4 protein-coding genes are annotated in these 12,256 nt (G+C 72.3%); 3 read left to right on the top strand and 1 reads right to left on the bottom strand.

What is annotated here, in order from left to right:
* Positions 1–74: 74 nt before the first annotated feature.
* The 3 genes from IO39_RS31130 to IO39_RS31120 are packed head-to-tail and all read left to right on the top strand — an operon-like array spanning position 75 to position 11,853.
* Positions 75–6,455, top strand: coding sequence for a neuraminidase-like domain-containing protein (locus IO39_RS31130; protein WP_157549111.1), 6,381 nt, complete (start codon positions 75–77; stop codon positions 6,453–6,455).
* A gap of 16 nt (positions 6,456–6,471) precedes the next feature.
* Positions 6,472–9,672, top strand: a complete 3,201-nt coding sequence (locus IO39_RS31125; protein WP_052423584.1) for a Tc toxin subunit A-related protein — start codon at positions 6,472–6,474, stop codon at positions 9,670–9,672.
* A 39-nt stretch (positions 9,673–9,711) separates the two neighbouring features.
* Positions 9,712–11,853, top strand: coding sequence for a ligand-binding sensor domain-containing protein (locus tag IO39_RS31120; protein WP_043630416.1), 2,142 nt, complete (start codon positions 9,712–9,714; stop codon positions 11,851–11,853).
* A gap of 112 nt (positions 11,854–11,965) precedes the next feature.
* Here IO39_RS31120 and IO39_RS55025 read toward each other — a convergent pair whose 3' ends face one another.
* Positions 11,966–12,115: a hypothetical protein gene (locus tag IO39_RS55025; protein WP_157549110.1), complete on the bottom strand. Its 150-nt coding sequence runs from the start codon at positions 12,113–12,115 to the stop codon at positions 11,966–11,968.
* Positions 12,116–12,256 lie beyond the last annotated feature (141 nt).

Raw genomic sequence — 12,256 nt, 5'->3', positions numbered from 1 at the left:
CAGCTGGTTTGATCGACATAATGATCGGCGAGAACGTCTTCGACAGGACTGCCTGTCAGAGATGAGGTTCCGCGATGAGGTTTCACGTCGGCGGCACAGTGCGCGATGAGACGGGCGCGCCGATCGCCGGTGTCGCCGTCGAAGTCGCCGATCTGCGCCTCGGCGGGGAGCACCTGATCGGCGTCACCGAGCCGCGGCCGGACGGCACGTTCACTCTCGACTTCGACCCCGAACCGGCCCGCTCCCAGCCCGGCGCGAGCCTCGATCTCGTCGTACGCGTGGTCCGGGACGGTGAAGTGATCGCCCGTTCGCAGACCCGCTTCGACGCGAACCCGGACGAACAGGTCGACGTGGTGCTCCCGGCGGGCGCCGCACCGGCTCTCGACGAGTACAGCCGCCTCGTCGCCGGCATCACCCGCGGGCTCGGGGACACTCCGGTCAGCCTGGCCGGTTTCGTGGAGAACGGCGAGCGCAGGGACGTGACCTTCGCGGCCGCCAAGAGCGGCTGGGACGCCCGCGCCGTCGCCATGGCCTCGCTCGCCGGCCGCGAGGCCGAGACCACAGGCATCCCCGCTCCACTGCACTACGCGCTCTACCGGGCCGGGCTGCCCGCCGGCCCGCGCCTGTGGGCGCTCGCTCCGTCCGCCGTGATCGAGACCGTCTGGTCGCGCGCCGTCGAGGAGCGGATCATCGCGCCGGAGTTGTCGGCGCAGATCCCCTCCGGCCTGGAAGCCATCCGCGAACTCGCCGGTCAGGCGGTGCTCGACCTCCCCCTCGGGGTCGGCGACGGGCGCATGGACGACCTGCTGGCCGCCGCTCTGCCCGACGAGGCCGACCGGCGCCGCTTCGCGCACCTCTACCGCGAACACCGGGACTCGCCCGCGCGGCTGTGGACCCGGGTGCGGGAGGAGCTCCCCGACCGCGCGCCCCGGCTCGAACTCGACGGCGCGCTGGCCTGCCTGACCCGCAACAACGCCCAGCTGATCGCCAAGCTGCACGCCACCGCCCCGGCGAGAGTCGGCGATCTCGCGGCGGCCGGCTACCACCGGGCCGGCCGCTGGCTGGAGGACCTCACCGCCGGCGTGCCGGTGCCCGACGACGTTCCCGGTGACGACGAGGAGTCGCGCCGGCACGCGTACGCCGAACTCCTCGCCGAGGAGCTGCGGCTGCGTCACCCCACCGCCGTGCTCGGCGCGGAGGTGGCCGAGGGGCTGATTCCGGTCGGCGGCCCGGAGGGGACCAGCCGCGCGGTGGCCGATTTCCTGACCGAGCACCACGACCGGTTCGAGCTGACCGTGCAGCCCATCGACGGCTTCCTCGACGCGCAGGCCATCGAGGTCGAGCCGGCCGTGCGCGAGGAGATCGCGGCCCTGCAGCGGATCGTCGCCGTCGCCCCCACGCCGGATGCGGTACGCGGGCTGCGCACGCTCGGCTTCGACTCCGCCCGCGCGGTCGCCCTGCACGGCGAGCCGGCTTTCGTCACCCGGTTCGCCTCCGAGCTCGGCGGCGAGGACGTCGCCCGGGATGTCTTCCGCCGCAGCGATCAGGTCCACAGCGCCGCCCTCGCCACGGCCACCAGCCACCTGCTGGCCCGCGCCGCGCCCGAGGTGTACGCGATCCCCCGAGGCGGGCCGGTCGCCGCCGACGGGCCCGTCGCCGCGGCTCGCGCCGCTGAGTCACCTGCCCTGCCGAACCTGGAGACCCTGTTCGGACCCATCGACTACGGCGCCTGCGAGCACTGCGAATCGGTGCTCAGCCCGGCCGCCTACCTGGTCGACCTGCTCGAGTTCCTCGACATCGATCCGGCCGATGGGCAGGGCGGCGACAACCCGCTCAAGGTGCTGCTCGGCCGCCGCCCCGACCTCCAGCACATCGCGCTGAGCTGCGAGAACACCGAGGTCGAGCTGCCCTACGTGGATCTGGCCAACGAGGTTCTCGAACACGTCGTGGTCAACGCCTCGATCGACGGGTATCGGGGCCACGACGTGCCGCCGGGCACCAGCACCGCCGAGCTGCTGGCCTCGCCGCAGTTCGTGAACGACGCCGCCTACTCGGTCCTGCGGGGCGCCCCTTACCCGCTGGTGCTGCCGTGGGACCAGCGCCTGGCCGCGATGCGCCGCTACCTCGCCCAGCTGGGGACGACGCTCGGGGAGGCGATGGCCGCGCTCGCTCCCGACGAGGCGAACGGCCGGTCGTGGCAGGACATTGTACGGGAGCGGGCCGGGGTCGGCCCGGCCGAGCGCGACGTGCTGTGCGGGCCGGAGGTGACCGCCCAGGCTCTGTACGGTGACGACCCCGCGCGGGTGACGGAGGACCGGCTGGTGGCGGGCGCCGGCAACGCCCGCAGGCTGGCCCGCCGGTTCGGCCTGAGCCCAGCGGAGCTGATCAGCCTGCTCCTGACGCGGTTCGTCAACCCCGACGCCGATCTGATGACCCTGCTCGATCCCCTCGGCGTGGGGCTCTCCGCCATCCAGCGCCTGCGCGACGGGGCGATGACGGCGCAGGAGTTCCTGGCCGCGCTGCGCCCGGACGCGGATCTCGCGCCGTTCGGCGGGGACGTGATCGCGTGGCTGGCCGCCCACCATGACCGGATCATGAATGTGATCGTGCTCACCGATCCCAGCGGGCAGGCTCCGCCGGCCGGGGACTCGACCGGCGGTTTCGCGAGGATGGAGCTGCGCAGGGCGCTGCCCGATCCGGCGCGCAACCGGCTCAGGGCGGTCGACCTGCTGGGCATCGCACGCTTCGTCCGCCTGCGGGCCCGGCTCGGCTGGAGCATCGAGCGCACCGATGAGGTGGTCACCGCGCTCTGGCCGGAGAGGGCGCCGGTGACGGCGCCGACCGCCGACGTCCGGCGCAACCTGGACGCCGGTTTCGACACCGTCCTGCTCCGGCTCGGGCACCTGCTGACCGCGGCGGACCTGCTCGGGCTTGACGTCGAGGAGGACCTGCCGTGGCTGCTCGGCTGCTTCGCGCCGCTGGGCTCGCGCGGGCCGCAATCGCCGTTCCGCCGGCTGTTCCCGCCGTCCACGCTGCTCGGCACGGATCCGGTGTTCGGTCCCGGCCCCGACGGGAATCCGCCGGCCCGGCCTGACGCCCTGCTCCTCGATCACGGCCCGGCCCTGCAGGCGGCGCTGAAGCTCACCGCTGAGGAGTTCGCCGTGGTCGTGCGCGCGGCCGGGGCCGGCCCCACGACGCCGCTCTCCGTCGCCTCGGTCAGCCGGTTGTTCCGTCACGGCTTCCTGGCGCGCGCCCTGGGCGTAGGGGTGGCCGAGCTGGCCGGGCTGATCGAGGCGACCGGCTGGAAGCCGTTCGCGCAGCTCGACGGGCCTGAGCCGGATTTCATGAAGCTGATCCGCCTGGTCCAGGCGATCAAGGACTCCGGCCTCACCGTCGCCCGCGTCGTGGAGCTGGCACGCGGCACGGGCGAGGCCCCGGACGTGATGCCGGTCCTGCGCTCGGTCCGGGCCGCCCTCGCCGAACGCGACGCGCCGTCGCAGTGGAGCGAGGCGGCCCTGCGTTCCGTGCTGACCTCGGTGTTCGCGCCCGACGTGAGCGACGCCTTCCTCGGCCTGCTCGCCGGGACGTCGGCGTACACGACCCCGTACACGCAGGACCGGCCGACGGTGCCGGAGCCGGTGGCGGCGCTCGCGCCGGGCCTGTCCTACGACGCGGCCCGCTCGCTCCTGATCCATCGCGGGGTGCTGACGCCGGAGGTCGCCGCCGCGGTCGCCGCGCTGCCCGATCTGCCCGCCGGGCTGGCCGAGGCGGTCACCGCCCTGGCCAACGCCGGGCAGGCCGAGTACCTGCCGCTCCTGCGCGCCCATCCGGTCCTGGAGAACCGCTGGCGCGTCTGGTCGGCCTCGTCCGACGATCCGGAGGTCAAGCGGGCCGTCCTGGGGGCGGCGCTGCTGACGGAACTGCGGCCGAGTCTGCGGCGCAGGCAGCTGGCCGAGGTGCTCGGCACCACGACGGGCGCCGCCCCCGAGGACGTGGCCGCCCTCACCGAGGACGCCGTCGCCATGCCGGGCTCCGCGCCGGGGCGGACGGTCGCCGACGACCTCGCCGCCGTGACCGCCACCGGCCTGCGGGCGCGTTTCTGGGCCGGGCCCGCGGCAGGACCGTCGGCCGGGGCGCCGGCCAGGACCGCGGTGGCGCCCGCGGTCGACTACGGGCCCGGCCGGGCCGACCTGCGCGAGGCGGCCGGAGTGCCCAGCGGGCCGATCAGCGGGATCTGGGACGCCTTCGCCGGCCCCGAGATCTCGGGCGCGTACACGCTGACCGTCGAGAGCGACGCCGACGCCGTGACGCTCCAGGCCGGCGGCGCCGCGGTGCCGCTGCGCAGGGAGGGCGGCAGCTGGACCGCGGCCCCGATCGACCTGGTGGCCGGGCGGCCGGTGCGGCTCGAACTGACCGCGACCGGGCTGACCGCGACGCTGCGGCTGCGCTGGCAGGCCGAAGGGGTCGGCCGCGTGACGATTCCCGGCGCCGCGTGCTGCCCCGCGGACACCGTCGACGCCTTCACCGGCTCCTACCGGCGCCTGCTCGCGGCCCTGGAACTGGCCACGGCCTGCGGGCTCTCGCTCCGCGAACTGCTCTGCCTGGCGCGCCTGCCGGAGCTCCTGATCGACGGCGCCGGCTGGCTCTCCGCGGTCCCCGTCCCCGCCGGTCCCACCGGCCCGGCGGCACTGGTGCGCGCGGTCGCCGCCCTCGCCCGCTACCGGGAGCTGCGCGCACGCTGGGCGATCACCGGCACCGCGCTCGCCGACCTGCTGGAAGCCCCCGCCCCTGGCCCGCTGATCGCGGCGCTCACCGGCGTCGCCCGCCCGGTCGTGGACGACGTCGCGGCCCACCTCGGGCCTGAGCCGGGCGGCCTGGAGGGGCTGTGGCGGACGGCGCAGGCGCTGGACGTGGTTCGCACCGTCGTGCTGCCGATCGGGACGCTCGCCCGGATCCTCAGGACCACCCCGTCGGCGCAGGACGTGCGCGAGCTGCGCGACGCCGTACGCGCCCGCTACGACGACGCCGCCTGGGCGGAGGCGGTGCGCCCGATCCACAACGAGCTCCGCCGTGCCGCCCGCGACGCCCTGGTCGCGCGGGTCCTGCACCAGGAGAATCCCGACCCCGACCTGACCGTCGACGAGGTCACCGGCAGGTTCGTCTCCCCCGAGCAGCTGTACGAGAAGCTGCTGATCGACGTGCAGATGGATCCCTGCATGACGACCTCCCGCATCGCGCAGGCGATCTCGACCGTGCAGCTGTTCGTCGCGCGGGTGCTGCTCAACCTGGAGCCCGAGGTCTCACCGGAGGTGATCGACCCGCAGCGCTGGGAGGCGATGAAGCGGTACCGGATCTGGGAGGCCAACCGCAGGGTCTTCCTCTTCCCGGAGAACTGGCTCGATCCCGATCTGCGCGACGACAAGTCGCCGTTCTTCCGCGAGGTCGAGTCCGAACTGTTCCAGTCCGACATCACCGACCAGGCGGCCGCCGTGGCGCTCGGCCACTATCTGGAGCGGCTCGACGACGTGGCGAACCTCGAGATCGCCGGGATGCACGTCCAGGAGCGCAGCGCCGCGGGAACCGGAGTCCCGGACCCGCTGGTGCACGTCATCGGCCGCACCTCCGGGGCGAAACGCAACTACTTCCACCGGGTCCTGGACGGCACGTGGCGGCCGTGGGAGCGGGTCAACGTCGACGTCCCGGACGACCCGGTGCTGCCGGTCATCTGGAAGGGCCGCTTCCTGCTGTTCTGGCTGACGGTGTCCAAGCAGCCCGACCGGCGGCAGCCCGGCCCGTTCGCGGCGACCGCCTCGCAGGGCACCCGGCTGGGCGATCTGGCCGTGCGGGATCTGGCCCTGCGGGCGACGGCGACCATGACCGTGAGCCTGTTCTGGAGCGAGTACTACAACGGCCGGTGGCAGTCGCCACGCACCTCCGACCCCGATCGGCCGATCGACCTGGGCGCCGAGTTCACCGTGATCGGTGACCCGCTCGGGTTGTCACTGGCCTCCGACGTGGTGCACGACACCACCGGCGTCCGCGACAGCCTGGGCGTCATCGTGCTGAACCCGAGCGGCACCAGCAACCCCTATTTCCGGCTCTACACCACCCACAGCCTCCCGGTCCGCGAACAGGACGACACCGGCGGCTCGCTGGGATTCCCGGCCGAGCGGCAGTTCTCCAAGGTGGGCCCGTTCGTCATCAGCTTCAGCGACGACCCGTTCCACGAGCTGACGGTGTTGCGCACCAGCCAGTCGCCCTACCGCGCGACAGGGCCGATGCACCGGCTCAAGAACGTGCGCCTGGCGCCGTTCTTCTTCCAGGACAGCAGGCACGTTTTCTACGTCCACCCCGATCCGGCCCTCGCGCTCGGTCCGCGGGCCGACCCGTTCGGGCTGTTTCCCGGGCCGCTCGCCGCTCCTGTGACCTTCCCCGATCTGACCGTCACCGGCTGAGCGGAGGGATCCTGCCATGGCCGACACGTCCTTCGTGTTCGAGAACCACTTCCACCCCTACGTCGGGATGCTGGTCGAACGGCTCAACCAGCAGTCCGTCGAGGGTCTGCTCGACCTGGCGGTCCAGCAGGTGTCGGAGCCCTTCTTCGAGCAGATCTACGATCCCAACGACGAGGACCCCAGTTTCACGGTCGAGGCGTCCCCGAAGAACATCGACGTCAGCGAGATGGGCCCGTACTCGGTTTACAACTGGGAGCTGTTCTTCCACGCGCCGGTGACCATCGCGGTCCATCTGAGCAAGAACCAGCGCTTCGCCGAGGCCCAGCGCTGGTTCCACCACGTCTTCGACCCCACCGAGACCGACCCGGGCACGCCGGTGCCCCAGCGGTTCTGGAAGTTCGTCCGCTTCCGCAACCCCAGGCCCGGCGACATGCCCAGGGTCGACGAACTGGTGGCCGTGCTGAGCCGTCCGCCCTCCCAGCTCACCCCGGAGGAGAAGGTCCTGCTCGCCGCGGCCGCGGTCAGCTACGAAGGGCTGCGCCGCGAGCCGTTCCGCCCGCACCGGGTGGCCAGGACCCGGGTGGTCGCGTACCAGTACTACGTGGTGATGAAGTATGTGGAGAACCTCATCGCCTGGGGCGACAGCCTGTTCCGGCTCGACAACGCCGAGTCGATCAACGAGGCGACCCAGCTGTACGTGCTGGCCGCGAACATCCTCGGCCCGCGTCCGGCCCAGGTGCCCCGGCACCGGGCCGCGCCGCGGATGACCTATGGCCAGCTCAAGGAGGCCGGGCTCGGGGCCTTCGGGAACGTGCTGGTCCAGCTGGAGAATCAGCTGCCGTTCGCCAACACACCGCCTTCCGGGGCGCCGGGAACGGGAGCGAACGGCACCGCGCTGCTGGGGATCGGGCGCAGCCTCTATTTCTGCGTCCCGCGCAACGACCAGCTGCTCGGCTACTGGGACACCGTCGCCGACCGTCTGTTCAAGATCCGCAACTGCCAGGACATCACCGGCGTCGTCCGCCGGCTCGCGCTCTTCTCGCCTGCGCTGGACCCCGGCCTGCTGTCGCGCGCCACCGCCGCGGGCATCGACATCGCGGGCGCGGTCGCCGGCACCCGGGCGCCCGCCTCGCCGGTACGCGCCACGCGGCTGATCCAGAAGGCGCTGGAGATCACCTCGGAGGTCAAGGCGGCCGGCGCCGCCCTGCTGTCGGCGATGGAACGGCGCGACGGCGAGGAGCTCGCCCGGCGGCGGCAGGAACACGAGATAGGCATGGCCAAGCTCACCCGGGACGTGCGCTTCCTCGCCTGGAAGGAGGCCGAGGCCGGCACCGAGGCGCTGCTGCGCACCCGCGCCATGACCTTCGCCCGCTACCGCCACTTCCAGCTGTTGCTCGGCCGCCCGGAGTCGGAGGTCGACAAGTTGCGGGACGTCAGCCTGGCCCGCACGACCGTGACCGAGGCGAACTTCTCCGAAGTGCTCCAGAAGCTGGTCGAACGCTACGCGACCGTCATCGCGCAGGAGACCAGACCGGCCCCGCGGCTGGCGCGGGAAGGCGACCCGCAGATCCAGGCGGGCGCGCAGAGCCAGGGATCGCTCGACCTGATCCCCAATGAGCACGCCGAGCTGAACATCCACCTGCCTGCCTCGCGGGACAAGCAACGCGACGCCATCGACCTGGACGTCATTTACGGCGTGCTCGGCATGATGCCCAACATGGGCGTCGACATCGAGCCGTTCGGCATCGGCGGCCACGTGGAGTTCGGCGGGCCCCTGCTGTCCTCGGTGGGCAGAACGCTCGCCACGGCCATCCGCGGGGCCGCCGAGCAGGACGCCTACGACGGCGGCCGGGCCGCCAAGATCGCCGGATACCAGCGCAGGGATCTCGACTTCGTCCAGCAGAGCAACCAGGCCGCGCTGGAACTGATGCAGAACGGGCGCCAGCTCATCGCCGCCCTCGTGCACGAACAGGTCGCGCGGCGCGAATACGACCTGGCCCGCGACCAGATCCAGCGGGCCGAGAAGGTGGACGCCTACCTGGCCTCGAAGGACACCAACACCGAGCTGTTCACCTGGCTCTGCGGCGAGGTCTCGCGCAGCTTCGCCGAGCACTACCGGACGGCGGTCGACGTCGCGCGCTCGGCCGAGCACGCCGTGAAGCGGGAGCTGATGCGTCCCGAGCTCGACGGGCAGACCTTCATCGGCTTCTCGCACTGGGAGACCGGCCGTCGCGGCCTGCAGGCGGGAGAGCGGCTCCACCACGACCTCACCCGCCTGCAGCTGGCCTATCTGGAGCACAACCGGCGCGAGTTCGAACTGACCACCCACGTCTCGCTCCGCATGCTGGATCCGCTGGCGCTGCTCGAACTGCGGTCCAAGGGGTCGTGCCAGTTCACCGTGCCGGAATGGCGCTACGACCTGGAGACGCCCGGCCACTACCTGCGCCGCGTCAGCACGGTGGCGCTCAGCCTGCCGGCCGTGACCGGCCCGTACACGTCCGTGGCGGCCACCCTGTCGCTGCAGCGCAGCTCCATCCGCCGCGACCCCGGGCTGATCGACGACAAGTACACCCGGCTTCCCGGGGAGGATCCGCGGTTCCTGGACTTTCCCGGCGCTCTGGAGTCGGTGGTGACCAGCTCCGCCGTACGCGACACGGGCATGTTCGACGCGGGGGCGCGCGACGACCGTTACCTGCCGTTCGAGGGGGCCGGCGCGATCAGCACCTGGGCCCTGACCCTGCCTCCCCACCTGCGTACCTTCGACTACTCGAGCATCTCCGACGCCGTCTTGCACATCAGCTACACAGCCCGGCCGGGCGTGCGGTCCGACGCCGTGGCCAAGGACCTGCGTGAACGCTTCGCCGCCGCGGCGGGCCAGACCCTCGCGCGGTCGTTCAGCCTGCGCCACGACTTCCCCACCGACTGGGCGGCCTTCCTGGCCGGCGGCGACGGCCTGCGGCTGCGGGTCGAGAAGAGCTGGTTCCCCTACTTCTCCCAGTCGGCGACGATCGACGTGAAAGCGGTCGAGCTCTACGGGATATCCGGGGAGACGCTCGTACGAGGCCCGTCCCCCGTGGACGCGGCGGCGCTCCCGGAACTCGGCGCCCAGCTCACCGCTTCGGGCGCGTTCTCGCTGACCGTCCCCGCCGACGACGCCGTGGTGCACCGCGGCCGGCAGGCGGACCCCCACATCATCGTCCGGTACACGATCCGCTGACCGAAGGATGTCGCGATGAAAGCAGGGGTGTAGCCGCTGATGCCGGCCATCGACTGGACAAGACTGGGCGGCCCCGGGGAGGTCACGTGGGCCCGGGTGGGCGATGCCGCCACCATCGCGGCCGGCACCGTCGGCGGCCACCTCTACCTGCGCCGGCGCACGGAGAGCGGATGGACGTGGGAGCGCCTCGGCGTCCCGCCCGGCGCCGGGGAGGTGCTCGACGCGGCCCTGGTCGCCGACGGCGGATCGGGGGGCCTGCTGCCTCTGGTGGTGGGCGGCGACGTGAAGGTCTGGTCGTACCAGCGGGGAGCGACGCCCACGCCGTGGACCGGCCTGTCCGGCCCGGCGCCGGAGACGGGCGAGTTCTTCTTCGCCGAGTGCGGCGACATCACCGCGAGCGCCGTCCCCCGGGGCGCGGCGCTCAGGCACACGCTGGTGGTCAGCAGCGGCCTCGGACGGCCCTGGATCCGTCAAGGCCTCGACCCCGACGGCACCTGGTTCCGCATCGCCGCGGAGGCCGACTGGATCGCCGTCGAACTCGGCATGGCCCTCGCGTCCGTCGCGCCTGGATCGGAACCGCAGCCGCACATCTTCGCCGTGGCGCGTGACCGCGAGACCTTCGACGGCAGCATCCAGGTCGCCCTCCACGAGAACGCGGTCTGGACCTGGCAGGATGTCACCGATCCGCCCCCCGGCTTCCTCCTCAACGAATCCGGGCTGTCGGCCACCGCGTTCCTGGACGACACAGGGCGGCTTCAGGCGTGCGCCGTTCTGGGTTTCTCCTCCGAGGCGACTGTCAGCATGCTCGTCGGCTCGGGGCGCGACTGGCAATGGTTCGATCTCGGGCATCCAGCCGGCCTGGACAACCCCGCCGTCACCGCCGTGGTGGTCCGCAAGGGCCCCGACACCAGGCCCGGCGAGCCCGTCGTCATGGCCCGCATCAGCGGTGCCATCTGGACCCGCACGCTGACCGGCGACTGGAAGGAGCTGGGCGCCGTACCGGCCGGCACCTCCGTCGACCCGGTCTCCGCCGTCGAAGTCGTGGCCGCGGACGGCCAGGACCGCGTGTTCACCGCCGGCGTCTCCTGGGATTTCAACCTGTGGACCTTCGATGCGGGCGCGAACGGCCTGCAGTGGGAGCGCCACGACCACCCCGGCTCGGTGACCTCGATCGTCGGAGCCCATGACTTCCCGCCGTCCGAGCATCCTTCGGTCGGCGTCGCCGCCCTCGACGAGAACGGCGCGCTGTGGAACTGCCAGGTGTGGCGGAGCGTGGAGAACGGCCACTTCATCCCCCAGTCCGAAACCTGGACCTACCATGGCGCACCCGCCGAGGGCGTCGTCTGCAGGGCAGGCGTGGGGATCGTGGCCCTGGCCGGCGGCATCTCGATATTCGTGATCGGCAGCGACGGCCGTCTGTGGGCCAGAACGGCCGACGGAGAGGAATGGACCTGGGCCGACCACGGCGCTCCCACCGGCAGATCGGTCAAGACCGGCGTGGCCCCGATCCCGGTCTCCGCCTCCCCCGTGGTCCACGTGCTGGCCGACGACGGGCGGCTGTGGATGCGTTCCGCGTCGGGGAGCGGGGGGCTCTGGACGGATCGCGGCACCCCTCCAGGCCAACTGATCTTCGCCGTCATCGGCGCGCAGCCCCTCCCCTCGGGAGGATCGGCCGCCGCCGTCGTCACCGGCGACGGGCACCTGTGGATCAACGTGCCCGACGGCACCGCGTTCCGCTGGATCGGCCTGGGCACCCCCGCCCCGGCCGAGAAGATCGTCGCCGGCATCCATGTCGGGCAGGTCTCCGTCCCCTCCGGCTCCGCCACGCTGGACATCATGGTGGTCGGCTCACCGAGCGGCCAGGTGTGGAGCCATCGATGGTCTCCGGACGGCGCCTCGCAGTGGACGGCGCACGGCCGCCCCGCCGACGCCCGCCTCCGCGCCACGATCGGCGCCTTCCAAGATCCGGGAAATCCGACGGCCTGCCTCATGTGGGTCGTCGGGAACGACCATCAGGTGTGGGCGGCCTCCACCGCGGGTGGGGGATGGTCCCGGTGGGACCCGCCGGACCCCGAGACCACGGTCATCGGGGGCAGGGCGGAAAGGCTCCTGGGCAGCCTGCCCTGCGTGATGGCTCTGGACAACGGACGCCGCGTCCACCTCCTGGCGCCGGTGCCCTGACCGGTACCCGGCAGGATGCGTGGGCCCTGTCAGCTTTTCTGTCCCTTCGCCGGATCGCGCCGGCTTCGCAGCCGGTGAGCCCGCTACGACCCCCGTCGGTCACGAGGACCGCTCAGGGCTGGCGCGCGGGTCTCGCGACGTGCACGAGACGCTGATCGTCCAGGACGACGGCACACGGCAGGCCCTCAAGGAGTGCCGCCCGCCCGCTGGTGATCGTGGTCGTGCCGAACACGGGATCCCAGCGGGACCTGTACTGGGTCATAACTCATCGCGTGGTGCTTGATCTGCGACTTTGACCTCCAGAGGCCCCAAGGGCAAGATCGCGGTCCGTGTCGGTTCGTCTGCTGTATCTGACCTTGATTCGGGTGTTCGGCTGGTTGGTGTGGCTGGGGCGTGGTCAGGC

Origin of the sequence: Nonomuraea candida (assembly GCF_000725485.1) — a bacterium.
In the GTDB taxonomy this organism is placed as follows: domain Bacteria; phylum Actinomycetota; class Actinomycetes; order Streptosporangiales; family Streptosporangiaceae; genus Nonomuraea; species Nonomuraea candida.
This window is presented reverse-complemented; position numbering and strand designations above follow the sequence as displayed.

Excerpts from the sequence above, each read along its gene's own strand:
- IO39_RS31130 (WP_157549111.1), top strand. The coding sequence starts at position 75 with ATGAGGTTTCACGTCGGCGGCACAGTGCGCGATGAGACGGGCGCGCCG.
- IO39_RS55025 (WP_157549110.1), bottom strand. The coding sequence starts at position 12,115 with ATGACCCAGTACAGGTCCCGCTGGGATCCCGTGTTCGGCACGACCACG.
- IO39_RS31120 (WP_043630416.1), top strand. The coding sequence starts at position 9,712 with ATGCCGGCCATCGACTGGACAAGACTGGGCGGCCCCGGGGAGGTCACG.
- IO39_RS31125 (WP_052423584.1), top strand. The coding sequence starts at position 6,472 with ATGGCCGACACGTCCTTCGTGTTCGAGAACCACTTCCACCCCTACGTC.